At 71.1% G+C, this 26172-nt stretch carries 24 protein-coding genes; 17 read left to right on the top strand and 7 right to left on the bottom strand.

Going from position 1 to position 26172, the window contains the following annotated elements; translation table 11 throughout:
* Positions 1 to 130 precede the first annotated feature (130 nt).
* The 6 genes from leuC to BR70_RS0109640 all read left to right on the top strand — a co-directional run bounded on the left by leuC (position 131) and on the right by BR70_RS0109640 (position 6616).
* Positions 131 to 1588 carry a 3-isopropylmalate dehydratase large subunit gene (gene leuC, locus BR70_RS0109665; protein ID WP_027465906.1) on the top strand — a complete coding sequence of 486 codons (1458 nt, stop codon included), beginning with the start codon at positions 131 to 133 and terminating at the stop codon, positions 1586 to 1588.
* A complete protein-coding gene (gene leuD, locus BR70_RS0109660) occupies positions 1588 to 2184 on the top strand; it encodes a 3-isopropylmalate dehydratase small subunit (protein WP_027465905.1) in 597 nt (198 codons plus the stop codon). Before leuC ends, leuD begins: the two co-directional genes overlap by 1 nt.
* Entirely contained in the window at positions 2184 to 3551 is a 1368-nt protein-coding gene (murA, locus tag BR70_RS0109655; RefSeq protein WP_027465904.1) for a UDP-N-acetylglucosamine 1-carboxyvinyltransferase, read from the top strand. The genes leuD and murA overlap by 1 nt, the downstream gene beginning before the upstream one ends.
* A gap of 5 nt (positions 3552 to 3556) precedes the next feature.
* Complete coding sequence (locus BR70_RS0109650) at positions 3557 to 4381, top strand: lysophospholipid acyltransferase family protein (RefSeq protein ID WP_027465903.1); 825 nt, start codon at positions 3557 to 3559, stop codon at positions 4379 to 4381.
* 79 nt (positions 4382 to 4460) lie between these two features.
* A complete protein-coding gene (locus BR70_RS0109645) occupies positions 4461 to 5474 on the top strand; it encodes an NAD(P)H-dependent glycerol-3-phosphate dehydrogenase (RefSeq protein ID WP_031259730.1) in 1014 nt (337 codons plus the stop codon).
* Positions 5475 to 5533: 59 nt separating this feature from the next.
* Positions 5534 to 6616: a D-alanine--D-alanine ligase family protein gene (locus BR70_RS0109640; RefSeq protein WP_027465902.1), complete on the top strand. Its 1083-nt coding sequence runs from the start codon at positions 5534 to 5536 to the stop codon at positions 6614 to 6616.
* A 105-nt stretch (positions 6617 to 6721) separates the two neighbouring features.
* On the opposite strand, the gene BR70_RS0109635 is transcribed toward BR70_RS0109640, so the two are convergent.
* Entirely contained in the window at positions 6722 to 7207 is a 486-nt protein-coding gene (locus BR70_RS0109635) for a DUF3515 family protein (protein ID WP_027465901.1), read from the bottom strand.
* Between the two features lie 24 nt (positions 7208 to 7231).
* Between BR70_RS0109635 and thiL the strand changes: the two genes are divergently transcribed.
* Positions 7232 to 8227 carry a thiamine-phosphate kinase gene (gene thiL / locus BR70_RS0109630; protein WP_027465900.1) on the top strand — a complete coding sequence of 332 codons (996 nt, stop codon included), beginning with the start codon at positions 7232 to 7234 and terminating at the stop codon, positions 8225 to 8227.
* 28 nt (positions 8228 to 8255) lie between these two features.
* On the opposite strand, the gene BR70_RS0109625 is transcribed toward thiL, so the two are convergent.
* Entirely contained in the window at positions 8256 to 8816 is a 561-nt protein-coding gene (locus BR70_RS0109625) for an RsmD family RNA methyltransferase (protein ID WP_027465899.1), read from the bottom strand.
* Between the two features lie 97 nt (positions 8817 to 8913).
* Between BR70_RS0109625 and BR70_RS0109620 the strand changes: the two genes are divergently transcribed.
* The 7 genes from BR70_RS0109620 (at position 8914) to BR70_RS0109590 (ending at position 18088) form a co-directional block, all read left to right on the top strand.
* Positions 8914 to 11142: an ATP-dependent DNA helicase RecG gene (locus BR70_RS0109620; protein WP_051596764.1), complete on the top strand. Its 2229-nt coding sequence runs from the start codon at positions 8914 to 8916 to the stop codon at positions 11140 to 11142.
* Between the two features lie 37 nt (positions 11143 to 11179).
* Positions 11180 to 11665, top strand: a complete 486-nt coding sequence (coaD, locus tag BR70_RS0109615) for a pantetheine-phosphate adenylyltransferase (protein ID WP_027465897.1) — start codon at positions 11180 to 11182, stop codon at positions 11663 to 11665.
* Between the two features lie 116 nt (positions 11666 to 11781).
* Entirely contained in the window at positions 11782 to 12354 is a 573-nt protein-coding gene (locus BR70_RS0109610; RefSeq protein ID WP_027465896.1) for a YceD family protein, read from the top strand.
* 55 nt (positions 12355 to 12409) lie between these two features.
* Positions 12410 to 12613, top strand: a complete 204-nt coding sequence (gene rpmF / locus BR70_RS0109605; RefSeq protein ID WP_017888273.1) for a 50S ribosomal protein L32 — start codon at positions 12410 to 12412, stop codon at positions 12611 to 12613.
* Between the two features lie 13 nt (positions 12614 to 12626).
* Complete coding sequence (gene rnc, locus BR70_RS0109600) at positions 12627 to 13352, top strand: ribonuclease III (RefSeq protein WP_173034235.1); 726 nt, start codon at positions 12627 to 12629, stop codon at positions 13350 to 13352.
* A gap of 4 nt (positions 13353 to 13356) precedes the next feature.
* Positions 13357 to 14328 carry a bifunctional DNA-formamidopyrimidine glycosylase/DNA-(apurinic or apyrimidinic site) lyase gene (mutM, locus tag BR70_RS0109595; protein ID WP_027465894.1) on the top strand — a complete coding sequence of 324 codons (972 nt, stop codon included), beginning with the start codon at positions 13357 to 13359 and terminating at the stop codon, positions 14326 to 14328.
* A gap of 31 nt (positions 14329 to 14359) precedes the next feature.
* Complete coding sequence (locus BR70_RS0109590) at positions 14360 to 18088, top strand: AAA family ATPase (RefSeq protein WP_027465893.1); 3729 nt, start codon at positions 14360 to 14362, stop codon at positions 18086 to 18088.
* 97 nt (positions 18089 to 18185) lie between these two features.
* On the opposite strand, the gene BR70_RS23605 is transcribed toward BR70_RS0109590, so the two are convergent.
* Positions 18186 to 18344, bottom strand: coding sequence for a hypothetical protein (locus BR70_RS23605; protein WP_171907827.1), 159 nt, complete (start codon positions 18342 to 18344; stop codon positions 18186 to 18188).
* A gap of 83 nt (positions 18345 to 18427) precedes the next feature.
* Positions 18428 to 19297 (bottom strand): signal recognition particle-docking protein FtsY, encoded by an 870-nt coding sequence (ftsY, locus tag BR70_RS0109580; RefSeq protein WP_027465892.1) that lies wholly within the window; start codon positions 19295 to 19297, stop codon positions 18428 to 18430.
* Between the two features lie 217 nt (positions 19298 to 19514).
* Between ftsY and BR70_RS0109575 the strand changes: the two genes are divergently transcribed.
* On the top strand, positions 19515 to 20540 hold the full coding sequence (locus BR70_RS0109575; RefSeq protein WP_027465891.1) for a TerC family protein: 1026 nt from the start codon (positions 19515 to 19517) through the stop codon (positions 20538 to 20540).
* A 184-nt stretch (positions 20541 to 20724) separates the two neighbouring features.
* On the opposite strand, the gene lipA is transcribed toward BR70_RS0109575, so the two are convergent.
* Together lipA and lipB are read right to left on the bottom strand one after the other, a co-directional pair.
* Positions 20725 to 21708 carry a lipoyl synthase gene (gene lipA / locus BR70_RS0109570; RefSeq protein ID WP_027465890.1) on the bottom strand — a complete coding sequence of 328 codons (984 nt, stop codon included), beginning with the start codon at positions 21706 to 21708 and terminating at the stop codon, positions 20725 to 20727.
* Positions 21705 to 22484, bottom strand: coding sequence for a lipoyl(octanoyl) transferase LipB (gene lipB, locus BR70_RS20325; RefSeq protein WP_081827311.1), 780 nt, complete (start codon positions 22482 to 22484; stop codon positions 21705 to 21707). Before lipB ends, lipA begins: the two co-directional genes overlap by 4 nt.
* Before the next feature lie 84 nt (positions 22485 to 22568).
* On the opposite strand from lipB, the gene BR70_RS22290 reads away from it, so the two are divergent.
* Positions 22569 to 23252 carry a VOC family protein gene (locus BR70_RS22290; protein WP_051596763.1) on the top strand — a complete coding sequence of 228 codons (684 nt, stop codon included), beginning with the start codon at positions 22569 to 22571 and terminating at the stop codon, positions 23250 to 23252.
* Positions 23253 to 23296: 44 nt separating this feature from the next.
* Complete coding sequence (ffh, locus tag BR70_RS0109555) at positions 23297 to 24847, top strand: signal recognition particle protein (RefSeq protein ID WP_027465889.1); 1551 nt, start codon at positions 23297 to 23299, stop codon at positions 24845 to 24847.
* 84 nt (positions 24848 to 24931) lie between these two features.
* On the opposite strand, the gene BR70_RS0109550 is transcribed toward ffh, so the two are convergent.
* Positions 24932 to 26071 carry a glutamate--cysteine ligase gene (locus BR70_RS0109550; RefSeq protein ID WP_027465888.1) on the bottom strand — a complete coding sequence of 380 codons (1140 nt, stop codon included), beginning with the start codon at positions 26069 to 26071 and terminating at the stop codon, positions 24932 to 24934.
* Between the last annotated feature and the right edge of the window lie 101 nt (positions 26072 to 26172).

Here is a 26172-nt window from a genome sequence, read left to right as displayed (position 1 = left end):
TCCAGGCTGTGCCGCCACCGGGTGACGGACCCGCGACGGGCGGGGTGCCGCGCGTTGGTATACCAATGGTAGAGTCGCCTGATCGGGCCGCGGTCGCGGCGCAACGACGAGGACGAGGAGGGCTGAGCTCATGGGAAAGACGCTCGCCGAGAAGGTGTGGGACGACCACGTCGTGGTCAAGGGCGAGGACGGCAACCCCGACCTCCTCTACATCGACCTCCACCTCGTGCACGAGGTGACGAGTCCGCAGGCGTTCGACGGTCTGCGGCAGGCCGGGCGACCGGTGCGTCGCCTCGACCTGACGATCGCGACCGAGGACCACAACACCCCGACGCTCGCCATCGACCGCCCCATCGCGGACCCGACGAGCCGGATCCAGATCGAGACCCTCCGTCGCAACTGCGAGGAGTTCGGCGTCCGGCTGCACTCCCTGGGCGACAAGGAGCAGGGCATCGTCCACGTGGTCGGCCCGCAGCTCGGCCTGACCATGCCCGGCATCACCGTCGTCTGCGGCGACTCGCACACCAGCACCCACGGGGCCTTCGGCGCGATGGCGTTCGGTATCGGCACGTCCGAGGTCGAGCACGTCCTCGCCACGCAGACCCTGCCGCTCAAGCCCTTCAAGACGATGGCGATCACGGTCGAGGGCACGCTGCGCCCGGGGGTGACGGCGAAGGACATCATCCTCGCCGTGATCGCGAAGATCGGCACCGGCGGCGGACAGGGCTACGTGCTCGAGTACCGCGGCTCCGCGATCCGCGCCCTCTCGATGGAGGGCCGCATGACGATCTGCAACATGTCGATCGAGGCCGGTGCCCGCGCCGGCATGGTCGCCCCCGACCAGACCACCTACGACTACGTGCAGGGCCGCGACCACGCGCCCACCGGGCAGGACTGGGACGACGCCGTCGCGTACTGGGAGACGCTCGCCACCGACGACGACGCCGTCTTCGACGCCGAGGTGTTCATCGACGCGGACGATCTCGAGCCCTTCGTCACCTGGGGCACGAACCCCGGCCAGGGCGTCTCGCTGTCCGAGAGCGTGCCGGACCCGGCCGCCTACAGCGACCCCAACGACCAGGCCGCCGCCCGCCGCGCCCTGGAGTACATGGACATCACCGCCGGCACCCCGATGAAGGACATCGCCGTCGACGCGGTCTTCATGGGGTCCTGCACGAACTCGCGCATCGAGGACCTGCGGGCCTTCGCGTCGATCATCAAGGGCCGCACCAAGGCCGAAGGCGTCCGGGTCATGGTCGTGCCCGGCTCCGCGCGGGTCCGGCTCGAAGCCGAAGCCGAGGGGCTCGACAAGGTGTTCACCGAGTTCGGTGCCGAGTGGCGGTTCGCCGGCTGCTCGATGTGCCTGGGGATGAACCCGGACCAGCTGGCACCGGGGGAGCGCTGCGCGAGCACCTCGAACCGCAACTTCGAGGGTCGCCAGGGCAAGGGTGGCCGCACGCACCTGGTGTCGCCGCTCGTCGCCGCGGCCACCGCGGTGCGCGGCACGCTGTCCAGCCCGTGGGACCTGGAGACCGACGACGAGATCGCGGCGGCGACGTCCGCCACCGCCACCGAGGGGACCTTCTGATGGACAAGATCACCACCGTCTCCGGCATCGCCGCGCCGCTCAAGCGGTCGAACGTCGACACCGACCAGATCATCCCCGCGGTCTACCTGAAGCGCGTCACCAAGACCGGCTTCGAGGACGCCCTGTTCGCCGGGTGGCGGCAGGACCCCGACTTCGTGCTGAACCAGGAGCGCTACCAGGGCGCCCGTGTGCTCGTCGCCGGCCCCGACTTCGGCACCGGCTCGTCCCGCGAGCACGCCGTCTGGGCGCTCCGTGACTTCGGCTTCACGGTGGTCGTCTCGCCCCGTTTCGCGGACATCTTCAAGGGCAACGCCGGCAAGCAGGGCCTGGTCACGGCGATCGTGACCGAACCGGAGGTCGAGCGCCTGTGGGCCGCCATCGAGGCGAACCCGGGCATCGAGGCGACGGTCGACCTCGCGACGCAGCGCGTGTCGCTGGGGGATGTGGACGTCCCCTTCGAGATCGACGCTTACACTCGTTGGCGGTTGATGGAAGGGCTCGACGACATCGGGCTCACCCTCCGTGACGAGACCTCGATCACGGAGTTCGAATCCCGCCGCTCCAGTTGGCGGCCGAAGACATTGCCGGTGAAGTAGTGAACTCTCTCGTACAGGACGCAGCGGCCGCAGGGGCGCGCGTGGGCCTCAAGTCGGACGAGATCGTCATCCGCGGGGGCAAGCCGCTCGTGGGACGCATCGAGGTCCGTGGGGCGAAGAACCTCGCGACCAAGGCCATGGTGGCGTCGCTGCTCGGTGACACCCCGTCGATCCTCCGTGACGTGCCGGACATCTCCGACGTCAAGGTGGTCCGCGGGCTGCTCGAGGTGCACGGCGTGCGCATCACCGATCCTGCACGAGGCGAACTCATCCTCGACCCGTCGCGGGTCGAGTCGGCGCACTTCGCCGAGATCGACGCGCACGCCGGGTCGAGCCGCATCCCGATCCTGTTCTGCGGCCCGCTGCTGCACAAGCTCGGCGAGGCGTTCATCCCCGACCTCGGCGGCTGCCGCATCGGCGACCGTCCGATCGACTTCCACCTCGACGCCCTCCGCGCCATGGGCGCGGTCGTCGACAAGCAGGTCAACGGCATCCACCTGACGGCCCCGGACGGACTGAAGGGCGCCTCGATCGAGCTGCCGTACCCGAGCGTCGGCGCCACCGAGCAGGTCCTGCTCTCGGCGACCCTCGCCAAGGGCGTCACGGAGCTGCGGAACGCCGCGATCGAGCCCGAGATCATGGACCTCATCGCGATCCTGCAGAAGATGGGCGCCATCGTCTCGGTCGAGCCGAACCGCGTCATCTTCATCGAGGGCGTCGAGTCGCTCCGGGGCTACACGCACCGCGCGATCAACGACCGCAACGAGGCCGCGAGCTGGGCCTCCGCCGCGCTCGCCACCAACGGCGACATCTTCGTCGAGGGCGCGAACCAGCAGGAGCTCATGACGTTCCTCAACGTCTTCCGCAAGGTCGGCGGCGGGTTCGACATCCAGGAGGACGGCATCCGGTTCTACCGCGAGCTGGACACCCTGAAGCCCGTCGTCATCGAGACTGACGTGCACCCCGGCTTCATGACGGACTGGCAGCAGCCGCTCGTCGTCGCGCTGACCCAGGCCGAGGGCCAGAGCATCGTGCACGAGACCGTCTACGAGAACCGCTTCGGCTTCACCGACGCGCTGAACGAGATGGGTGCCGACATCGTCGTGCACAAGGAGGGGCTGCCCGGCCACGACCGCCGCGTCGCCCGCCGCCCGTTCGAGCAGGCCGCCGTCATCACCGGTCCGACGAAGCTGCACGCCGCCAACGTCCGCGTCCCCGACCTGCGTGGCGGGTTCAGCCACCTCATCGCGGCGCTGACCGCCGAAGGCGAGTCGCACATCACCAACGTCGGCATCATCAGCCGCGGCTACGAGCACTTCATCCCGAAGCTGCGCAAGCTCGGCGCCGACTTCGACTTCGCTGGGTAGGCACAGTGCCGGCAGAAGCGAGAGGCGACGGTCTGGAGGCCCGTGGCGGCTCCGACGCGCAGGTCACGACCGGCCTCCCCGTGCGTGGGCGCCGGTGGCGCCGCGGTGAGCTGAACACCGCGTTCCGGATCGTCGCGTCGATCGTCATCCCGACGTTCCGGTTCTCGGCGCGCTACCACTGGCACGGCCCGAACCGCCTGCCGGCGGAGGGTGCGTTCGTGCTCGCGCCGAACCACTTCACGAACATCGACCCCCTGGTCGTGGGCACCGCCGTGTACATCTCGAAGCGGGCACCGCGGTTCCTGGCGAAGGCGTCGCTGTTCAAGGTCCCCGTGGTCGGCAATCTCATGTCCGGCATGGGACAGATCCCGGTCGAACGCTCCGGCCGGACGCGCCTGAGCGACCCGCTCGGGGGCGGCCGGTCCCTGGTCGAGCAGGGTGGGGCGATCATCGTCTACCCCGAGGGCACGCTCACCCGCGACCCCGACCTGTGGCCGATGCGCGGCAAGACGGGCGCGGTGCGGATCGCGCTCGAGAACGACGTGCCGCTCATCCCGATGGCCCACTGGGGCACGCAGAACATCATGGCCAGGTACGGCAAGAAGCTCCGGCTGTTCCCGCCGTCCCGCGTCGACGTGATCATCGGTGACCCGGTCGACCTGTCGGCGTACCGCGGTCGGCAGATCGACCAGCAGATGCTCGGCGAGGCCACCGAACTCGTCATGCGCGAGATCACCGCGCTGCTCGAGGTGCTCCGTGGCGAACGGGCACCCGCGACCCGCTGGGACCCGGCGGCGAACAACCAGAAGGAGACCGGCCGGTTTGAGTGACCTCCGACCCCACGACGACCGACCCGACCCCGCCGCCGCGGCTCCGGGGGCCTTCGACACCGCCGCGATCCGGGTGGTCATGCAGTCGACCGACAAGCCCCGGGTGGCCGTGATCGGTGCCGGCAGCTGGGGCACCACGTTCGCGAAGGTGCTGGCCGAGGGTGGTGCGTCCACCGTGGTGTGGGCCCGACGCCCCGAGGTCGCCCGCGAGATCACCGAGACCAAGCGCAACTCGGACTACCTGCCCGGCATCAACCTGCCGCGCACCCTGACCGCGTCGACGTCCCTCGAGCGCGTGCTCGACGGCGCCTCGCAGGTGTACGTCTCGGTGCCCTCGCAGACCCTGCGCTCGAACCTCGCCGCGATCCGCGAGCTGCTGCCCGCGGACGTGCCGGTCGTCAGTCTGATGAAGGGCGTCGAGAAGAGCACGGGACTGCGGATGAGCGAGGTCCTGCTGCAGGGCCTCGGCATCGACCAGGACCGCATCGCGGTGGCCAGCGGCCCGAACCTGGCGCTCGAGATCGCCCGTCGGCAGCCGACCGCCGCCGTGGTGTCGTCGTCGTCGCTGGAGACCGCCACCGACGTCGCCGCCGTCGCGACGAACCCGTACTTCCGGTCGTTCATCAACACCGACGTCATCGGCACCGAGTTCGGCGGCGTGCTGAAGAACCTCATCGCCGTCGCGATCGGCATCGTCGACGGGGTCGGCTACGGCGAGAACACCAAGGCCTCGATCATCACGCGCGGCCTCGCCGAGATGACCGACTTCGCGGTGTCGCTCGGCGCGCAGTCGTCGACGCTGTCCGGGCTCGCGGGCCTCGGCGACCTCATCGCCACGTGCCAGTCGCCGCTGTCGCGGAACAACACCGCCGGGCGGTTGCTCGGCCAGGGCTACCGGTTCGACGAGGTCGTCCGCCAGATGAACCAGACGGCGGAGGGGCTTGCCTCGGTCGCCCCGATCCTCGAGCTGGCCGCGGCGAACGGCGTCGACATGCCCATCGTCAGCCAGGTCGGCGAGGTCCTCGCCGGTAGGCTCGATCCGCGCAACATCGCGCCGCACCTCACCGAGACCGACGAGCCGCAGGGCGAGTGACCGGTCCCGCACCGAGTCACGAAGGGACTCCCGTGCCCACGATCCCCGAGGGAACCCCCATGCCCAGGACCACCGTCGCCGTGCTCTTCGGCGGTCGCTCGAGCGAGCACGAGATCAGCTGCGTGACCGCCGGCGGCATCATGGACGTCGTCGACCGGGCCGAGTACGACCTCGTGCCGATCGGGATCACCCAGGACGGTGCCTTCACGCTGCAGTCGGACGACCCGGCGCAGTGGACCATCCGCGACGGCGCGCTGCCGACGGTGCCCGACAACGGCACGCGGATCGCCTTCCCGACCTCGCCGGCCACCAACGAACTCGTCGTGTCCCACCCCGACGGCACGGTCACCGCGATCCCGGTCGACGTGGTGTTCCCGATCCTGCACGGCCCCTTCGGCGAGGACGGCACGATCCAGGGCCTGCTCGAGATCGCCGGGCTGCCGTACGTCGGCGACGGCGTGCTCGCGAGCGCACTGGCGATGGACAAGCACGTCGCGAAGGCCGTGCTCGAGCACGCCGGGCTGCGGGTCGCACCGTGGACCACCGTGCTCCGCCGGCAGTGGGCGGCCGACCCGGTGGACGTCGCCGAGACGATCGCCGCGCACGGCTGGCCGCTGTTCGTCAAGCCGGCCCGCGCGGGGTCGAGCATGGGTGTCTCGCGCGTCGACGAGCCCTCGCAGCTGGGTGCCGCCATGGACCTGGCGTTCGAGCACGACTCCAAGGTGATCGTCGAGCCCCGTGTGGTCGGCCGCGAGGTCGAGGTCGCCGTGCTCGAGGGTCGTGACGGTGTGCCGCGCACGAGCCTGCCGGGCGAGATCGTCGTGGCCGAGGACGGCTTCTACGACTTCGCCTCGAAGTACCTGGGCGGTGACGAGTCGCTGCTCTGCCCGGCCCCGCTGACCGACGACCAGACCGACGAGATCCGCTCCATCGGTGCCCGCGCGTTCGAGGCCATCGGTGGTTCGGGGCTCGCCCGTGTCGACTGCTTCCTGACCGACGACGGCTTCGTCGTGAACGAGGTCAACACGATGCCGGGCTTCACGCCGCTGTCGATGTACCCGCGCTGCTGGGCGGCGTCGGGGGTGTCGTACGGTGAGCTCATCACCGAGCTCATCGAGCTGGGTCGCTCGGCCGTCCGCTGACCAGGCCGTGCTGGCCCCGTCGGCGCGCGAGCGTCAGGCGGGCGTCAGCCCTGCACGTCGTCCGGGTCGAGGCACTGGTTGAGTTGGCGCTGCCCGTCCGCTGGGTCAGCCCTGCACGTCGTCGGGGTCGAGGCACTCGTGGCCGTCCTTCGGCAGCGACGACACGGCGTCGGACAGCTCCTGCACGACCGTCGACGTGGTCTTCGTCGAGTCGACCACGACCTGCACCGCCGGTGACCGACCGAACGTCGTGAAGACGACCTGGTCGCCCCGGTCGTCGCGGATCCAGTCGACGCCGCCCTGTGAGAAGCACGGCAGGTCGGACACGGTGGGGACGGCGACACCGCAGTGGTAGATCGCCACCTCGGGGTCGCCCCAGGCAGCGGTCGCCTGCGCGTTCGTGTTCCGCAGGTCGAACTTCGAGTCCACGGTCGCGGGCAACCGGACCTGCACGGCGGCGCACGCCGCTGCGTTGGCCGACGGGGCTGCGGACATCGACACGGCGTTCGTGCACCCGGTCAGCCCGGCGGCGAGGGTGATCACGGCCCCCACGATCGCGAGGGTGCGAGGGGTGCGGCGCGCGGTGTCCATCGTCGTCCAGGCTACCGTTCTCGTGTGGATGCGACGGACGACGCCTGGGCCGGACCGACGGTGGGGGAGCTCGGCGAACTCGTCGTCCTCGACCGGATCACGAGTCGCCTGCCCGCGGGAACGCCGATCGTCGGCCCCGGAGACGACTGCGCGGTCGTGGCCGCCCCCGACGGCCGCTTCGTCGTGACGACGGACATGATGGTGCACGGTCCGGATTTCCGGTGGGCGTGGTCGTCGCCGACGGACATCGGCTGGAAGGCGGCCGCCACGAACCTCTCCGACGTCGCCGCGATGGGTGCCGTGCCGAGCGGCCTCGTGATCGCGCTCGCCGCACCGCAGGACACCCCCGTGGCCGTCCTCGAGGGCATCGCCGACGGCTTCCGACTCGCCGTCGACGCACTCGCGCCGGGGTGCGGGGTCGTCGGGGGAGACCTCTCCACCTCGGCGACGTTCACGGTGGCCGTCACCGCCTTCGGCGACCTGCTGGGCCGCGCGCCCGTGCTGCGGTCGGGTGCGACCGTCGGTGACGTGCTCGCGGTGTCCGGCGAGCTCGGACGTGCCGCCCGTGGGCTGTCCCGGCTGTTCCGCGACGGCGTCGACGGCCGGGGCGAGCCGGACCGTGCCGCGACGGTCGCGAGCGGCGCGGACGTCGACCCCGACGTCGGACGCCAGCGCCGCCCGGTGCCCCCGATCGCCGACGGGCCGCTCGCAGCCGGGGCCGGGGCCACCGCGATGCTCGACCTGTCCGACGGCCTGGCGATCGACGCCGGTCGGCTCGCCCGTGCCAGCCGGGTGACGCTCGAACTCGATGCCGCCACCGACCTCGACGAGGTCGCGCTGCACGGTGGCGAGGACCACGGACTGCTCGCCACGTTCCCGGCCGACGCGGTCCTGCCCGGGGGCTTCCGGCGCATCGGTGTCGTGCGGGAGCGCGGCGACGCGGACCTGCTGCGCGCCGGTGCCGCGGTGCCGACGACCGGCTGGGACCCCTACGCCGACTGGGACGGCGTCGCCGGCTGACCCTGCTGATCCGCTTGCCCCCGCTGCCTCAGCCGGCGGCGACGGCCTCCCACGCGACGGTCTCGCCGTAGCTGCGCTTGCTGAACGGCGCGAGCCCCGCCGGCCAGGTGGGCTCGGGGGAGCGCTTGCTCCGCTCCACCACGACGACGGCATCCGGCGTCAGCTTCGGCGCCAGGGCCTCGAGCACCTCGGCGAGCTCGTGCTCGGTGACGTCGTAGGGCGGGTCGATGAACACCAGGTCGAAGGTGCGGACGGTCCCGCGCAGGTACCCGAGCACCGGCTGCGGCTGCACGTCGATCCGGACGCCAGGCACCCGCTGCTGCACCGCCTTCGCGTTCGCCCGGCAGGCCTGCGCGGCGGCGGATGCCCGGTCGACCAGGACCACCTCGGCCGCACCGCGGGACGCTGCCTCGAGCCCGAGCGCGCCCGTCCCCGCGTACAGGTCGGCCACCGACGTGGCCTCGACGAGCCCCCGTGCCTCGAGCGACGAGAACAGCGCCTCGCGCACGCGGTCGCTCGTCGGGCGGGTGCCGGACTTCGGCACCCGGAGCGTCAGGGAGCCGGCGGCGCCGGCGATGATGCGGGTCATGCAGCCACCGTATCGGCCCGGCGGGTCCGGTCCGGTCTTCTCCACAGGCCGCTCGGGAGGCGCGGGTGGGGTCGGTCGTGCCCGGTACCGTTGGAGAGTGGTCACCTCCGGAACCCCCGCTGCGCCGGCCGCGCCCGACCTCGGTCCGGCGCCGCTCGACGCGCGGCTCGCGAACGTGCTCGGCGGTCGGACGGCGACCGCGATCGAGAAGGCCTTCGGCTACCGCACGGTGGGGGAGTTCCTCGAGCACGCGCCCCGCCGCTACGCCGAGCGTGGTGCACTGACGGCCCTCGACTCGCTCGCGATCGGCGAACCCGTCACCATCGTGGCCGAGGTCGTCGACGTCCGTGAACGCACCATGCGCGCGCGCCGCGGCTCGATCCTCGAAGCGAAGATCGGCGACGGCAAGGGCCTGCTCACCCTCACGTTCTTCAACCAGGGGTGGCGCACGAAGGACCTCGTCCCCGGCGCCCGGGGCATCTTCTCCGGCAAGGTCAGCGACTACCGGGGTGCCCGGCAGCTCGCCCACCCCGACTACGAGCTGTTCGACCCCGACGACCCCCGCGCCACGGCCGAGCCCGGTTCCGACGAAGCGATCCGGTGGTCGCGCCAGCCGATCCCGATCTACCCGGCGACGGCCTCGCTCACGTCGTGGCAGATCGCGAAGTCCATCGGGATCGTCCTCGACACCCTGCCGGACCTGCCCGACCCGGTGCCGGCGTCCGCGCGGTCCCGGCTCGACCTCGTGCCGTTCCGCCGCGCGCTCGAGCTGCTGCACCGTCCCGAGAAGGTCGCGGACTTCAAGCGCGCGCAGGACGCCCTGCGCTACCGCGAGGCGTTCGTGCTGCAGACCGCCCTGGTGCAGCGCCGGATCGCGGCCCGTCGCACCGCGGCCACCCCGCGCGTGGCCGCCCCGGGTGGCATCCTCGAGCGCTTCGACGCCACCCTGCCGTTCACGTTGACGGACGACCAGCGGGCCGTCGGTGCCGACATCGACCAGGACCTCGCCCACACCTGGCCCATGCACCGGCTGATCCAGGGCGAGGTCGGGTCCGGCAAGACCCTCGTGGCGATCCGGGCGATGCTCACGGTGGCCGAGTCCGGCGGCCAGTCCGCGCTCATCGCCCCGACCGAGGTGCTGGCGGCCCAGCACCTGCGCTCCATCGTGAAGTTCCTCGGGCCGGACCTGGCCGCCGAGCTCCGACCGGTGATCCTGACCGGGTCGCAGTCCACCGACGAACGTCGCCGGGCCCTGCTCGCCGCGGCGTCGGGCAGCTCACGGCTGGTCGTCGGCACCCACGCGCTCCTGGGGGACCGGGTGGACTTCGCCGAGCTGGGGCTCGTGGTGGTCGACGAGCAGCACCGCTTCGGTGTCGAGCAGCGCGAGGCCCTCCGCACCAAGGGCACGACCCCTCCGCACGTGCTCGTGCTCACCGCGACGCCGATCCCGCGCACCGTCGCGATGACGGTGTTCGGCGACCTCGACGTCTCGACCATCACGGGCATGCCGTCGGGGCGCGCCGGTGTCGAGACCTTCACGGTCCCGCTGGCGGAGCACCCCGGGTGGGAACCCCGGATCTGGTCCCGCATGGCCGAAGAACTGGCCAAGGGTCGCCAGGCGTTCGTCGTCTGCCCGGCCATCGACGACGCCCACACCGAGGACGACGGCGAGCCGGAGCCGGCCGAGGGCGAGGACGACACCCCGAAGCGTGCCCCGGCGACCGTGCTCGCCACCGCCGAGCGGATGCGCACCATGCCCGTGCTCGACGGGCGCTCGATCGCGGTCCTGCACGGCCGGATGACCGCCGACGAGAAGGACCGCGTGATGACGTCCTTCGCCGCCGGCGACCTCGACGTGGTCGTGGCGACGACCGTGATCGAGGTCGGCGTCGACGTCCCGAACGCGGCGATGATGGCCGTCCTCGACGCCGACCGGTTCGGGGTCTCGCAGCTCCACCAGCTCCGCGGCCGCATCGGTCGTGGGCAGTGGGCCGGGGTCTGCCTGCTGGTCACCTCGGCCGAGCTCGAGACCACCTCGCGCGAGCGCGTCGACGCGGTGGCCGCCTCGGACGACGGGTTCGAGCTCGCCCGGGTCGACCTCGAGCTCCGACGCGAGGGCGACGTCCTGGGCGAACGGCAGTCCGGTGGGCGGTCCTCGCTCAACCTGCTCCGGGTGGTCGAGCACGCCGACCTCATCGTCGACGCGCGCGAAGAGGCCGAGCGCGTGCTCGAACCCGATCCCGAGCTCGAGGGGTCCCCGGCCCTCCGTGACGCCCTCGCCCGGCGCCTCGACGAGTCCGACGCGGCGTTCCTCGGCAAGAACTGACCCCGGAGCACGACGGCCGCGCGGTATCGTCGCTGCCATGGCGCAGATCGCGGTGGTCCCCGGTTCCTTCGACCCCGTCACCCTCGGGCACCTCGACGTCATCGGCCGCGCGGCCGGGCTCTTCGACGAGGTGCACGTCCTCGTGGTGCACAACCCCGACAAGAAGCCGGCGATGTTCGAGGCGGTCGACCGGGTGCGGCTCATCCGCGACTCGCTGGTCGAGGTCGGAGCGCCGTCCACGGTCACGGTGGGCGAGTGGACGTCCGGCCTGCTGGTGGACTACTGCCGCCAGGTCGGGGCCAAGGTCCTGGTGAAGGGCGTGCGGTCCGGCGAGGACGTCGCCTACGAAACCCCGATGGCCATCATGAACCGCCACCTGGCCGACGTCGAGACGGTGTTCCTGCTGCCCGAGGCGTCGCGGGCGCACGTGTCGAGCTCGCTGATCCGGCAGGTGTCGTCGCTCGGCGGAGACGTCACGCCCTACGTGCCGAAGACGGTCGCCGACGCGCTCGCGGCCCGCTGAGCGCGCCTGCACAGCCCGGCCGGCACGCGCACGGCGCCCACCGCGTCCGGACACGCCTGTCGCCACCTCGACTCTCGGCCCCGATCGCGCTAGGCTTGTCGATCGTGTCTTCCCCCGTGAACAGCCCCTACGCCCTGCGCGTGCGCGACCTCGCGCACCGGCCGGGTGAGATGCGCGAGCACTCGCTCGACATCGAGGTGCCCGACGCGATGGGGGCCGGTCTGATCGGCGTCCGACAGGGATCCGAACTGCACATCGACGTCAAGCTCGAAGGCCTGCACGAGGGCGTCCTCGTGTCCGGACACGCTTCGGCCGACGCCACGGGGGAGTGCTCGCGCTGCCTCATCGACATCAGCGAACCGATCGAGGTCGATTTCGCCGAGCTGTTCGCGTATGATGCCTCGGAGGATTTCGACTTCTTCGTTCGCGATGACCACGTGGACACCGAACAGGTCGTTCGAGATGCGGTGGTGCTGTCGCTGCCGTTCCAGCCGGTCTGCCGACCGGACTGCCCAGGACTCGACCCGGTGACGGGCGAGCGTCTGGCCGACCTCGGCGAGCAGCCCGCTCGTCAGGTGCTGGATCCCCGCTGGGCAGCGCTCAGCGCGATCGAGCTCGACGACAGCACCGACGGTGACACCACCGCACCGAAGACCACCGAGGGCGAGGAGCGGGCCGAGACCGAGTAGGTCCCGACACCGCCAGCCCCCGTACCGACCACCGACCAACCGAAAGAGATTCACCATGGCCGTTCCCAAGCGCAAGCAGTCCCGTGCGAACACGCACGCCCGTCGTTCGCAGTGGAAGGCCACGCCGATCCAGCTCGTGAAGACGATCGAGAACGGTCAGGTCACCTACAGCCTCCCGCACCGCGCGAAGGTCGTCGAGGACTCGGCCGGCACGCCCCTGTACATGGAGTACAAGGGCCGCAAGGTCGCCGACGTCTGATCGGACCGAACGCATGACGACAACGTCCGGCGCTGCGGGGTCTCGCCCCGCGGGGCCGGACGTCGTTCGTCTGCAGGGCATCCTCGGGGCCGACATCGACCTCGAGTTGCTCCAGCTCGCCCTGACGCACCGCTCCTACGCCTACGAGCACGGGGGCATCAAGCACAACGAGCGCCTCGAGTTCCTCGGGGACTCGATCCTCGGCCAGGCCGTGACCGTGAAGCTCTACCGGTCGTTCCCCGACCTCGACGAGGGTGACCTCGCCAAGCGACGGGCGAGCCTGGTGTCGACCGTGGCGCTGGCCGAGATCGCCCGGATGATCGGGCTCGGCCGCTACCTGCGCCTCGGCAAGGGCGAGGAACAGACCGGCGGGCGCGACAAGTCGTCGATCCTGGCCGACACCGTCGAAGCCGTCATCGGCGCGACCTACCTGTCGGCCGGCCCCGACCCGGCCACCGAGCTCGTGCTCCGCCTGGTCGAACCGCTCATGATCGACCCGGACCGCTTCGGCGCCGCGATGGACCCGAAGACGAGCCTGCAGGAGCTCGCCTCGAGTCGTTCCCTCGGCAACCCGGCGTACCGCGTCACCGAGACCGGCCCGGACCACGACAAGACCTTCATGGCGACGGTCGTCCTGCAGGGCGAGGACATCGCCACCGGCACCGGGTCGAGCAAGAAGGCCGCCGAGATGGCCGCCGCGCTCGACGCCTGGACCCGGCTGTCCGGCCGAGCGGCCTGACCGCGTGCCCGAACTCCCCGAGGTCGAGGTCGTCCGCGCCGGCCTCGAACCCGCCGTCAGCGGCGCGCGGGTCCTGCACGTCGACGTGGTCGACGACCGTGCCCTCACCCGGCACGACGGCCCCGCCGAGGACTTCGCCGACCGACTGACCGGTCGCACGATCGCCGCTGCCGTCCGACGGGGCAAGTTCCTCTGGATGCCGCTGCAGCCCGAGCACGACGGGGACCGCCCCGAGGCACTCGTCGCCCACCTCGGCATGAGCGGGCAGATCCTGCTCGGCCGTGGTCGACCGGCGGCCAAGCACCGTCGGATCCTCATCGACGTACAGCCCTCGGGCACCGACCGCGCAGGTGTGGCGGAGCCCCCGGTGGAACTCGAGTTCGTCGACCAGCGCACGTTCGGCTCGATGGCGATCGACGCGATGGTGCCGACGATCGACGGTGCTCCAGCCGGGTTCGGCGGGCAGGTCGACGCGATCGACCCCGATGCCGTGTGGCGTCGGTGGGTGCCCGGGCAGGTGTCGCACATCGCCCGTGACCCGCTCGACCCCGCCTTCGACGACGACCGGTTCACCGCGATGGCACGGAAGCGTTCGAGCGGCATCAAGCGGGTGCTGCTCGACCAGGGCGTCGTGAGCGGCATCGGCAACATCTACGCCGACGAGTCGCTCTGGGCCGCGAAGCTGCACTACGACCGCGCCGCCGACCGCCTCACCCGTGCCGACCTGCGTCGGCTGCTCGACGAGGTCCGCGCCATCCTGCGCCGGGCGCTCGAGGACGGCGGCACGAGCTTCGACGCCCAGTACGTCAACGTCAACGGGCAGTCCGGGTACTTCTCGCAGCGCCTGAACGTCTACGGGCAGCAGGGGAAGCCGTGTCCACGCTGCGGTACGACGATCGTGCGCGAGGCCTTCATGAACCGGTCGAGCCACATCTGCCCCGTGTGCCAACCCCGTCCCCGCGCCCGCACGCGTTAGCCTGACGCCAACCAGAGCATCCGGAGACCGCATGTACTTGAAGAGCCTGACCATCAAGGGGTTCAAGTCCTTCGCGCAGCCGACGACGTTCGCGTTCGAGCCGGGCGTGACGTGCATCGTCGGCCCGAACGGCTCCGGCAAGTCGAACGTGGTGGACGCCCTGGCCTGGGTGATGGGGGAGCAGGGGGCGAAGACCCTGCGCGGCGGCAAGATGGAGGACGTCATCTTCGCCGGCACCTCGACCCGCGGTCCGCTCGGTCGTGCCCAGGTGCTGCTGACCATCGACAACAGCGACGGCCTGCTGCCGATCGAGTACTCCGAGGTGACGATCGCGCGCACGCTGTTCCGCAACGGTGGCAGCGAGTACGCCATCAACGGCGAGAACTGCCGGCTGCTCGACGTGCAGGAGCTGCTGAGCGACACCGGCCTCGGCCGTGAGATGCACGTGATCGTCGGGCAGGGGCAGCTCGACAAGGTGCTGCACGCCACCCCCGAGGACCGCCGCGGCTTCATCGAGGAGGCCGCGGGGATCCTGAAGCACCGTCGCCGCAAGGAGAAGACCCTCCGCAAGCTCGACGCGATGCAGACGAACCTGACCCGCCTGTCCGACCTGGCCGGTGAGATCCGGCGGCAGCTCAAGCCCCTCGGGCGGCAGGCCGAGGTGGCACGCAAGGCCCAGTCGGTGGCCGCGGTCTTCCGCGACGCCAAGGCCCGCATCCTCGCCGACGACGTGGTGCGCCTGCGCCGCGAGCTGCACGACCACCAGGAGGTCGAGGCGGGCCGCAAGTCCGAGCGCATCGTCCTGACCGAGCGGCTCGACCAGACCCGGGCGCGCCAGCAGCACGTCGAGCAGAGCATGGTCGGGGACGACGTCGACCGCGCCCGCACCGTCGTGCACCGGCTCGAGAGCGTGCAGGAGCGCCTCCGCGGCTTGTCGAGCCTGGCGAACCAGCGCCTGATGTTCCTCGCGCAGCAGGCCGACGCACCGCAGCAGGGCCCGACCGTCACCCAGGAGCAGGTCGCCGGGGTCCGAGCCGAGGCCGACCGCCTCGCCGCCCGCGCCGACGAGATGCAGGGCGGTTCGGCGACGACCGCCCGCGCGGTGCAGGACGCCCGCGCCTCGCTGGACGCCCTGGACGAACGCATCGCGGCCCAGGCTGCCCGCGTCTCGCAGCACGACCTCGAGGCGCAGCGGCTCGCCAGCGCCGTCGACGTCGCCCGGTCGAAGCGCGGTTCCGCCGTCGCCGACCGCGAGCGGCGGGAGCGGGCTCTGGCCGAGGCGGGGGAGCGTGCCGAGCGTGCCGCGGCGGCCCTCGCCGAACTCGGTGTCGACCCGTCCGAGGGGGTCGACGAGACCGCGCTCGCGCAGACCCTCGAGCAGGCGCGCGCCGAGCTCGAACGGGCCCAGACCACGCGCGACGAGCAGCGCGACCGGCTCCACGCCCTCGAACGCGAGCGGGACGCCCTCGACGCCCGGGTCACCGCGCTCGGCATGTCGATCGAGGTCCGCGACGGTTCGCAGGCACTGATCGACGCCGGTCGCGCGGGCATCGTCGGTCGCCTGGCCGACAGTCTGACGGTGTCGCCCGGGTTCGAGGCCGCGATCGCCACCGCGCTCGAGGGACTCGCCGACGCCGTCCTCGCCGACGACCGCGGTGCGGCACTCGACGCCGTCGACCACGCCCGCGCTGCCGACCTCGGCCGGATCGACGTCGTCGTCGCGGACGCCGCGTCCGTCCCAGCGGCCCTGCCCGAGACCCTGCCGGTCGGCGTCCGCCGTGCCACGGACCTGGTGCAGGGACCGCCGGCGCTCGCGTCGATCCTGCGGGACAGGCTGGTCGCGGAGACCGACGACCTCGACCTGGAGGCCGTGCTCACGGCCGCCCCGCACGCCACGGTGGTCACGCGGTCCGGCGACCTCGTCCGTGCGGTCCGCGTGACCGGCGGCGGGGAGCGCGTGACCTCGCGCATCGAGCTCGTCGCGGAGCGCGACGACGCCGTGACGCGACGCGACGCGATCGCGACCGACGCCGAGGACGCGGCCACGGGCCTCCAGGCCGCGCGCAGCGCCGTCGAGGACGCACGCCGCCGTGCGGACGAGGCCGACGCAACCTCCCGCGCCTACACGCGGGCGAAGGCCGAGTACGACCGCACGAGTGCGTCGACGCGGGCGAAGGCGGAGAACGCCGCGGCCGAGGTCGAGCGGCTGCGTGCCGCGCTGGCCGAGACCGACGGCGCCGTCGAGACCGCGGATGCGGTGCTGGCCGAGGCCGAGTCGGCGCACCGTGCCTTCACCGACCAGGAGCGCCCCGTGGTCGACGCGTCCGAGCGTCCCGCGCTGCAGGACGCGCTCGAGGCCGCACGTGCCGCCGAGGTCGAGCAGCGGATCCAGGTGGAGACCGTGCGCGAGCGTGTGCGCGCCGAACGCAACCGCGCCGACCAGCTCGACCGCCAGCTCGAGGCCGAGCGCGCCGCCGCCGAGGAGGCCGCGCGGCTCGCCGTCATCCGCCGTGGCCAGATCCGGACCGCCGAAGCCGTCCTCGCCGACCTGCCCGGGGTGCTCGGAGCGGTCGACCGCTCGCTGGCCGAAGCGCGGGTGCAGCTGGCGACGGAGGAAGCCGAGCGGTCGAAGCGCAACACCGAGCTGCAGACGATCCGCAACGAGGAGCGCGAGCTCCGGGACCGCCTGCAGACCATCACCGACGGCGTGCACTCGCTCGAGATGGAGATCTACGAGAAGAAGCTGCACGTGTCCGGCGTCCTCGACCGGGCGCAGAGCGAGCTCGGGCTGTCCGAGGCCGTGCTGGTGGCCGAGTACGGGCCGCACGTGCCGGTGCCCGTCGACGTGCTCGTGGACCCGCGGGTGCGCGCGCGGAAGCACCGCGAGGCGGAGCGCGCGGCTGCGGCCGCCGCCGCCGAGGCCGCGGGCGTGACCGAGCCGGAGGAAGCAGCGGCAGAAGCGGGTCCCGACACCGACGACTTGGCCCTCGTCGACGCGGAGTCCACCCTGCCCGGCGGCCCGGCGCTGCCCGAGTTCGACACGACCGACGAGATCGACCCCGCCGACGTCGAGACCGTGCCCTACGTCCGTGCCGAGCAGGAGCGCCGGCTCAAGGCCGCGGAGCGCGACCTCGGACAGCTCGGCAAGGTGAACCCGCTCGCGCTCGAGGAGTTCCAGGCGCTCGAGCAGCGGCACGCGTTCCTCGCCGAGCAGCTCGAGGACCTGCAGAAGACCCGGACGGACCTGCTGACGATCATCGACGAGCTCGACACGAAGATGCAGACGATCTTCGAGTCCGCGTTCAACGACACCAAGGAAGCGTTCGACGTCATCTTCCCGATCCTGTTCCCGGGCGGCTCGGGGTCCATCAACCTGACCGACCCGACCGACCTGCTCGGCACCGGGATCGACGTGCAGGTGAAGCCCGCCGGCAAGAAGATCGACCGCCTGACCCTGCTGTCCGGCGGCGAGCGGTCCCTGGCGGCGGTGGCGCTCCTCGTCGCGATCTTCACCGCGCGGCCCTCGCCGTTCTACATCATGGACGAGGTCGAGGCGGCACTCGACGACGCCAACCTGGGCCGCCTGCTGACCGTGTTCGAGCGTCTGCGCGAGTCGTCCCAGCTCATCGTCATCACGCACCAGAAGCGGACGATGGAGATCGCCGACGCCCTGTACGGGGTGTCGATGCGGCAGGACGGCGTCTCGGCGGTCGTCGGGCAGCGGGTGCAGAAGCGCGAGCCGGCGGACGCGGTCGCCTAGGCGTCCTGGTCGCGACCGGACGGCAGACAGGAGGCGCGGTGCCAGCTGGCACCGCGCCTCCTGTTTGTCAGGTGCGTCCGGACAGGACGCCGGGTCGCTACGCGCGACCGCGGATCGTCCGGAGCAGCCAGCCGATGACCGCCAGCAGGATGAGCACGATGCCCACCCAGAGCAGGAACTTCAGCGCACCGACGAAGATGCCGCTGAAGAGCAGGACGAGGCCGACGATGATCGCGATGATCAGCAGTGCGGGCATGAGGGTCTCCTATCCCTGGAACGAGACCGAGCAGATGCCCGGACCGTCAGGGACGCTACTCCTCGGCGTGCCGACGCGTTCGCTCAGCCGACGAGGTTCTGCACGAAGACGTGCGGCGTGAAGCCCGTCAGGTCGTTGATGCCCTCGCCCTGCCCGATGAGCTTGATCGGGATGCCGGTCTTCTCCTGCACGCTCAGCACGAAGCCGGCCTTGGCCGAGCCGTCGAGCTTGGTGATGACGAGGCCGGTCACGCCGGCACCCTCGATGAAGGCCTGGGCCTGTGCGAGGCCGTTCTGGCCCGTCGTCGCGTCGAGGACGAGCAGGACCTCGCTGATCTCGGTCTGCTTCTCGACCACGCGCTTGATCTTGGTGAGCTCGTCCATCAGGCCGGCCTTGGTGTGCAGACGCCCGGCGGTGTCGATGACGACGATCTCGGTCTGGTCGCGGATCGCCTTCTCGACGGTCTGGTACGCCACCGACGCCGGGTCCTGCCCGGGCTGCGACGGACGGACGACGTCGACCCCGGCGCGCTGGGCCCAGGTGGCGACCTGCTCGACCGCCGCGGCGCGGAACGTGTCCGCCGCCCCGACGAGCACCGTGCGGTCGTAGGTCTTCAGGAACTTGGCGAACTTGCCGATCGTCGTGGTCTTGCCGACGCCGTTCACCCCGACGACGAGCACCACGGCGGGCCGCGCGCTGAGCTTCAGAGTGGTGTCGAGCTTGGAGAGCCGTTCCTCGAGGACCTCGCGGAGCATGCGCTGCAGGTCGGCGGGGTCGGTCGTGCCGTAGCGGTCGACGCGGGCGTGCAGGTCCTCGATGATCTCCTCGGAGATGTCGGGCCCGAAGTCGGCGCCGATGAGGGCGGTCTCCAGGTCCTCCCACGTGGTCTCGTCGATCGTCTTGCGCTGGAAGAGGCCGCGCAGCCGTGAGGACAGTGACCAGGAACTCGCCATGCTCCCAGCTTAGAGCGCGGCACATGTCCGCTGTGCCCGGTATGATCGGGAACACGAAGGGGAGTATTCCCTCTCGGTGACCCCGTCAGTACGGTCCGGAACGATCCGGCCCCGGGGCGCCGGTCGTGCGACACCGGTTCCGGTGCCGTGCGACGGAAGAGACCTTCAGGCCTCGGCGTACCCGCACATCAGCGGCGCGCCCTACCTGAAGGAAACCGTGGACGTCCCACTCTTCGTCTGGCTCATCACGATCGCCGGCATCCTCGCGCTGCTGGTGTTCGACTTCTACTCGCACGTGCGCACGCCGCACGTGCCCCACATCCGCGAATCCGCGTTCTGGTCCGCCTTCTACATCGGCCTGGCGATCCTGTTCGGCATCGGGATCCTGGTGTTCGGCGGCGGGCAGGCCGGTGGTGAGTACTTCGCCGGCTGGCTGACCGAGAAGGCGTTGTCGGTCGACAACCTCTTCGTCTTCCTCATCATCATGTCGAGCTTCGCCGTGCCGAAGGAGTTCCAGCAGAAGGTCCTGCTGGTCGGCGTCGCGATCGCGCTCGTCGCCCGTGGCGTCTTCATCGCCCTCGGCGTCACGATCATCGAGAACTTCTCGTGGGTCTTCTACCTGTTCGGTGCGCTGCTGTTCTGGCTCGCCTGGTCGCAGGCCCGCAGCGGCAACGACCACGGCAGCGAGGGCGAATCCCGGCTCATCCGGATCCTCAAGCGCATCATCCCGACCTCGGACCACTACGACGGCGACCGCCTGACCACCCGTGTCGACGGCAAGCGGCTGTTCACCCCGATGCTGCTCGTCATGGTCGCCATCGGCCTGACCGACGTGCTCTTCGCGCTCGACTCGATCCCCGCGATCTTCGGGCTGACGCAGGACGCCTTCATCGTGTTCACGGCGAACGCGTTCTCGCTGCTCGGCCTCCGGCAGCTGTACTTCCTGATCGCCGGCCTGCTGGAGCGCCTCATCTACCTGGGCCAGGGCCTGGCCGTCATCCTGGCGTTCATCGGTGTGAAGCTCGTCTTCCACGCCATGCACGTCAACGAGCTGCCCTTCATCAACGGCGGCGAGCACATCGAGTGGGCGCCGGAGATCCCGATCTGGTTCTCGCTGGGCTTCATCGTGCTGACGATCGCGGTCGCCACGACCGCGTCGCTGGTGGTCTCGAAGCGCCGCCAGGAGCGCGGGCTCACCCCGACCGGCCAGCCGAAGGAGTCGGTCGAGGCCGACGCGAAGTAGCCGTCACCACCTGACGGACAGGAGGCGCGGTGCCAGCTGGCACCGCGCCTCCCGTCTGTCCGGGCGTCGTCCGGATGCGCCGAGTTTCGGCCTGAGCGACAGTTCACGTGCTCCGCAGCACGTGACGTGTCGCACAGCGCGAAACGCCGGCCGCGCCGCGTACGCCGCGCGAGCCGCGCGCGCGTCAGACGGCCTGGCGGCCAGGGGCCGCGTCGAGCAGGTGGGCCAGGTGCTCGGGGACCGAGCCGCCGCGGGCCAGCGTCGCCCGCGCCCACAGCCGGCCCGCCCGGTACGACGACCGGACCAGCGGTCCGGCGAGCACCCCGGCGAAGCCCATCTGTTCGGCGATCTCACGGAGCTCGACGAACTCCGCAGGGCTGACCCAGCGCGCGACCGGCAGGTGCCGGGGCGACGGGCGGAGGTACTGCGTCAGCGTGATGATGTCCGTACCCGCGTCGTACAGGCGCTGCAGGGCGTCCTCGATCTCGACGCGCTCCTCGCCCATGCCGAGGATCAGGTTCGACTTCGTGACCAGTCCGGCGTCGCGGCCCTGGGTGATGACGTCGAGGGACCGTTCGAACGTGAACGCCGGCCGGATCCGCTTGAAGATCCGCGGGACGGTCTCGACGTTGTGGGCGAAGACCTCGGGGCGGGCGTCGAACACCCGGCCGAGCTGGTCCGGTCGCCCGTTGAAGTCCGGCACCAGGATCTCGACGCCGGTGCCGGGGGAGTGCTCGTGGATCGCGCGGATGGTCTCGGCGTAGAGCCAGGAACCGCCGTCGGGCAGGTCGTCGCGTGCGACGCCGGTCACGGTCGCGTACCGCAGGCCCATCTCCGCCACGGAGTCCGCGACCCGGCGGGGCTCGTCGCGGTCGAGCGGTTCCGGCTTGCCGGTGTCGATCTGGCAGAAGTCGCAGCGACGGGTGCACTGCGAGCCGCCGATGAGGAAGGTGGCCTCGCGGTCCTCCCAGCACTCGAAGATGTTCGGGCAGCCGGCCTCCTGGCAGACGGTGTGCAGCTGCTTCTCGCGCACCAGGCTCGACAGCTCGCGGAACTCGGGGCCCTGCGTGGCACGGGTCTTGATCCACGCGGGCTTCGTCTCGATCGGGGTCTCGGCGTTCCGGGCCTCGACCCGGAGCATGCGGCGGCCTTCGGGGGCGAGGGTCATACGAGGGTCTCCTGTCGGGCGGGCGCGGTGCTGGTGCTCGTGCTCGTGCTCGTGCTGGTGCTCGTGCCGGTGCCGGTGCCGGTGCCGGTGCTGGTGCTGGGGGCCGTCGTGCTGATCCGGCGGCCGCTGTGCATGCCGTCGACGGCCTGTCGGACGCGGTCCGCGACCAGGGGTGCGAGGTCGTCGACGGTCACGTGGGCACGACCTGCGTGCGCCGCCGCGGCGCTCAGCGTCGTGACCCCGGCGTCCGCGATGCCGCACGGGACGATCGCGGCGTAGGCGTCGAGGGCGTTGTCGCAGTTGATCGCGATGCCGTGACTCGTCACGCCCTCGGCGACGTGCAGGCCGATCGCGCCGACCTTGGCGGCGGGGGAGCCGTCCGTGCCCGGCACCCAGGCGCCGCTGCGACCCGCGACCCGTTCGGCGTGCACGCCGACGGCAGCGGCGGCGTCGATGACGACCTGCTCCAGGTCGCGCACCCAGGCGACGACGTCGAGGGGTTCGGCGAGCCGGACGATCGGGTAGGCGACCAGCTGCCCCGGGCCGTGCCAGGTGATGCGTCCGCCACGGTCGGTGTCGACGACCGGGGCGCCGTTCGTCGGCAGGTCGGACGGTTCGGTGCGGCGTCCGGCGGTGTACACGGACGGGTGCTCGCACAGCACGAGGGCCCCGGGGGAACGGCCGGCGACGACGTCGGCGTGCAGGTCCCGCTGCAGGGCGAGGCCGTCCGAGTAGTCGAGCAGGCCGTGGTGGCGGACGATCTCGAGTTCCGGCATGCGGCGAGCGTACGACAGTTTCTGGACGGCGTCCAACAACCTGGTGCTTGACCTCAACAATGGTTGAGATGGTCCGATGAGGGCATGGACATCCGACAGGTACAGCTCGCCACCCGCTCGCTCGCCGACACCGCCCGGTTCTGGGAACGACTGGGGTGCTCGGTCGAGATCGTCGACGCCACGGTGCGCATCGTGGTGGGGTCGACGCTCCTCGTGTTCCGCGAACTGCCGGAGATGACCGGAGCCCTGCACCTGGCGATCACGATCCCCACGGGGACCTTCGACGCGGCCAAGGCCCGGATCGCCGGACTGACGACGGTGCTCGGTACCGACGACCAGGACGAGTTCGAGGGGCCGCCGAACTGGAACTCGCGGTCGGTCTACTTCGAGGGGCCCGACCAGCAGCTCCTCGAGCTCATCGAGCGGCGGGACCTGGAGTCGGGCGCCCGGGGTAGCGGCGTCGGCGACGGTACCGGCACCGACTCCGACGCCGGCGTCCCGCTCGTCTCCGTCAGCGAGGTCGGCGTCCCCGTCCCCGACGTCCTCGGCGCCGTCGAATCCCTGCGACGCGCCGGTCTCGAGCCGTACGCCAACCCGCCGGGGGAGTCCTTCGCGGCGGTCGGTGACGTGGACGGTCTCGTGATCCTGGTGTCGCCCGACCGGCGCTGGTTCCCGACCGGTGACCGGAGTCCGTCGAGCGCGCCGGTGGTCATCGACGTGGGGCTCGACGCACCGGTCGGACTGACCGAGGGTGTCCTCCTGCGGTGAACGGGCCGGTGCCGTCGGCGGGAGCCTTGTAGAATCGACGGATCATGGCGCAATTCGGTTCACTCTCCGATCGGCTGACCGAGACCTTCCGCAATCTGCGGAGCAAGGGTCGGCTGACTCCGTCCGACGTCGACGGCACCGTCCGCGAGATCCGGCGGGCGCTCCTCGACGCCGACGTCGCGCTCGAGGTCGTCAAGGCGTTCACCGCATCGGTGCGCGAGCGTGCCCTCTCCGACGAGGTCAACCGCGCGCTCAACCCGGCGCAGCAGGTCGTCCAGATCGTCAACGAGGAACTCGTCGGCATCCTGGGTGGGCAGCAGCGACGGCTCGAGTTCGCGAAGAAGCCGCCGACGGTCATCATGCTCGCGGGTCTGCAGGGCGCCGGAAAGACCACCCTCGCGGGCAAGCTCGGCAAGTGGCTCAAGAAGGACGGCCACACCCCGATGCTCGTCGCGGCGGACCTCCAGCGTCCGAACGCCGTGCAGCAGCTGCAGGTCGTCGGCGAGCAGGCCGGCGTGCACGTGTTCGCTCCCGAGCCCGGCAACGGTGTCGGCGACCCGGTCAAGGTCGCCAAGAACGCCATCAAGGCCGCCATCGACCAGCAGTACGACACCGTCATCGTCGACACCGCCGGTCGACTCGGTGTCGATGCCGAGCTGATGAAGCAGGCCGCGAACATCCGCAAGGCCGTCGACCCGGACGAGGTCCTGTTCGTCATCGACGCGATGATCGGTCAGGACGCCGTCAACACGGCCCGTGCGTTCCAGGAAGGCGTCGACTTCACCGGTGTCGTGCTCTCGAAGCTCGACGGTGACGCCCGCGGTGGTGCCGCCCTGTCGGTGGCCAGCGTGACCGGCCGTCCGATCATGTTCGCGTCGACGGGTGAGTCGCTCGACGACTTCGAGCCGTTCCACCCGGACCGCATGGCAAGCCGCATCCTCGACCTCGGCGACATCCTGTCCCTCATCGAGCAGGCGCAGGGCGCCTTCGACGAGGAAGAGGCGCGCAAGGTCGCGGACAAGATCGCGACCGACAACTTCACGCTGAACGACTTCCTGCAGCAGATGCAGCAGCTCCGCAAGGCCGGCTCCATCAAGGGCATGCTCGGCATGCTCCCGGGAGCCAAGGGCATGCGCGAGGCGCTCGACAACTTCGACGAGCGCGAGATCGTCCGCACCGAGGCGATCATCCAGTCGATGACGCCCCAGGAGCGCGAGCTCCCGAAGCTCCTCAACGGTTCGCGTCGTCTGCGCATCGCGCGCGGTGCCGGATCGACCGTCACCGAGGTCAACGCGCTGGTGAACCGCTTCGAGCAGGCCGCCAAGATGATGAAGACCGTCGCCCGCGGTGGCGTGCCGCAGATGCCGGGCATGGGTCCGATCCCGGGCATGCACGGCGGCAAGAAGCAGCAGCAGGGCGGCAAGAAGAAGTCGAAGGTGGGCAACCCTGCCAAGCGCGCGGCCTTGGCTGCCGGCGCGGCGGCTGCGCCGCAGCAGGCCCCGCAGGGGTCCGGCCTCGGCCTCGGGGGCGCCAAGGGCGGCAAGGCACCGACCGAGGAAGAGCTCGCGTCGCTGCAGAAGTTCCTGGGTCGCTGACGCGGGTCGCGATCGCGACTACCTGACGGACGGGAGGCCCGGTGCCAGCTGGCACCGGGCCTCCCGTCCGTCGTCCGGTCGCGGCTAGAGCGCGTCGCGGAACTCGGTGACCAGGTGGCGGACCACGGCGCGCAGGTCGCCGCCGTTCTCCTGCGCGACCTGCAGCTGCCGCTGGTACGAGGCGCCGCGCTCGATCATCGTGTCGAGGTGGTGCAGCTCGTCGAGGCAGCCGAGCCGTTCGGCGATCGGGTCGAGCCGCTGCACCAGGTCGTGCACCTCGTCGGTCACGAGCCGCTCGTCGCCGGCGACGTTCGTGATGATCTCGGCCTCCATGCCGTAGCGGGCCGCGCGCCACTTGTTCTCGCGGATGAACCACGGCTGCATGGTGGGCAGGGTCTCACCGGCGTCGAGCCGGTCCGAGCAGGCGGTGACCAGGCACTGCACGAGCGCGGTGACGGCGCCGACCTCGTGCAGGGTCGAGATGCCGTCGGAGACCCGGTTCTCGAGGGTGCCCCAGCCCGGCGACGGTCGGATGTCCCAGCGCAGGTCCTTCACGCCGTCGATGACGCCGGTGTGGGTGAGGTCGCCGACGACCTCTTCGAAGTTCGCCCAGGCGCCGAGCTGCGGCGGGAGCCCGCCGGTCGGGAGCTGCTGGAACATCAGGGCGCGGTTCGAGGCGTACCCGGTGTCGGTGCCGCCCCAGAACGGGCTCGACGCGGTGAAGGCCTGCAGGTGCGGGACGTAGGCGAGCATCGCGTTCATGATCGGGACCGCCTTGTCGCGGTCGTCGATGCCGACGTGCACGTGCACGCCCCAGATGAGCATCTGGCGTCCCCACCAGCGGGTGCGGTCGATCAGCGTCGTGTAGTGCTCGCTGTCCGGGGTGATCTCCTGCTGGTCCCACACCGCGAACGGGTGCGTGCCCGAGCACATCACCTGGGCGTCGAGCGGTTCGGCGGCGTCGATGACCTCGCCGATGATGCCGGACAGCTCGCTCGTCGCAGCCCCCACGCGGTCGTGGACGCTCGAGACGACCTCGACCGTGTTGGTCAGCAGCTCCTCGGTGACGCGGTCGTGGTCGCCGAGCCGCTCGTGCACGGCGGCGATGACGGCGGGGGCGCGGGGAGCGAGGTCGCCGGTCGCCCGGTCGACCAGGGGGAGTTCCCACTCGACGCCGATGGTCGACGGGCGGGACTCGGTGAAGCGGATGTCCATGCCGTCCATCCTGCCCGGGTCCTTGTCGGACACGCACAACGAAGCGTTGTCCCGATCGTGCGGATCGTCCTGCAACTAGTTCCACTCCGGGCGTACCGTTGAAATGTTCC

Origin of the sequence: Curtobacterium sp. UNCCL17 (assembly GCF_000686685.1) — a bacterium.
In the GTDB taxonomy this organism is placed as follows: Bacteria; Actinomycetota; Actinomycetes; order Actinomycetales; family Microbacteriaceae; genus Curtobacterium; species Curtobacterium flaccumfaciens.
The sequence above is the reverse complement of the archived record's forward strand: the minus strand, read 5'-3'. Positions and strand labels throughout refer to the sequence as shown.

Excerpts from the sequence above, each read along its gene's own strand:
- leuC (WP_027465906.1), top strand. The coding sequence starts at position 131 with ATGGGAAAGACGCTCGCCGAGAAGGTGTGGGACGACCACGTCGTGGTC.
- BR70_RS0109635 (WP_027465901.1), bottom strand. The coding sequence starts at position 7,207 with ATGGACACCGCGCGCCGCACCCCTCGCACCCTCGCGATCGTGGGGGCC.
- ftsY (WP_027465892.1), bottom strand. The coding sequence starts at position 19,297 with ATGGCGAGTTCCTGGTCACTGTCCTCACGGCTGCGCGGCCTCTTCCAG.
- BR70_RS23605 (WP_171907827.1), bottom strand. The coding sequence starts at position 18,344 with ATGCCCGCACTGCTGATCATCGCGATCATCGTCGGCCTCGTCCTGCTC.
- BR70_RS0109640 (WP_027465902.1), top strand. The coding sequence starts at position 5,534 with ATGCCCAGGACCACCGTCGCCGTGCTCTTCGGCGGTCGCTCGAGCGAG.
- BR70_RS0109590 (WP_027465893.1), top strand. The coding sequence starts at position 14,360 with ATGTACTTGAAGAGCCTGACCATCAAGGGGTTCAAGTCCTTCGCGCAG.
- rpmF (WP_017888273.1), top strand. The coding sequence starts at position 12,410 with ATGGCCGTTCCCAAGCGCAAGCAGTCCCGTGCGAACACGCACGCCCGT.
- rnc (WP_173034235.1), top strand. The coding sequence starts at position 12,627 with ATGACGACAACGTCCGGCGCTGCGGGGTCTCGCCCCGCGGGGCCGGAC.
- lipB (WP_081827311.1), bottom strand. The coding sequence starts at position 22,484 with ATGCCGGAACTCGAGATCGTCCGCCACCACGGCCTGCTCGACTACTCG.
- BR70_RS22290 (WP_051596763.1), top strand. The coding sequence starts at position 22,569 with ATGGACATCCGACAGGTACAGCTCGCCACCCGCTCGCTCGCCGACACC.
- ffh (WP_027465889.1), top strand. The coding sequence starts at position 23,297 with ATGGCGCAATTCGGTTCACTCTCCGATCGGCTGACCGAGACCTTCCGC.
- coaD (WP_027465897.1), top strand. The coding sequence starts at position 11,180 with ATGGCGCAGATCGCGGTGGTCCCCGGTTCCTTCGACCCCGTCACCCTC.
- lipA (WP_027465890.1), bottom strand. The coding sequence starts at position 21,708 with ATGACCCTCGCCCCCGAAGGCCGCCGCATGCTCCGGGTCGAGGCCCGG.
- BR70_RS0109645 (WP_031259730.1), top strand. The coding sequence starts at position 4,461 with ATGCAGTCGACCGACAAGCCCCGGGTGGCCGTGATCGGTGCCGGCAGC.
- BR70_RS0109550 (WP_027465888.1), bottom strand. The coding sequence starts at position 26,071 with ATGGACGGCATGGACATCCGCTTCACCGAGTCCCGCCCGTCGACCATC.
- BR70_RS0109625 (WP_027465899.1), bottom strand. The coding sequence starts at position 8,816 with ATGACCCGCATCATCGCCGGCGCCGCCGGCTCCCTGACGCTCCGGGTG.
- leuD (WP_027465905.1), top strand. The coding sequence starts at position 1,588 with ATGGACAAGATCACCACCGTCTCCGGCATCGCCGCGCCGCTCAAGCGG.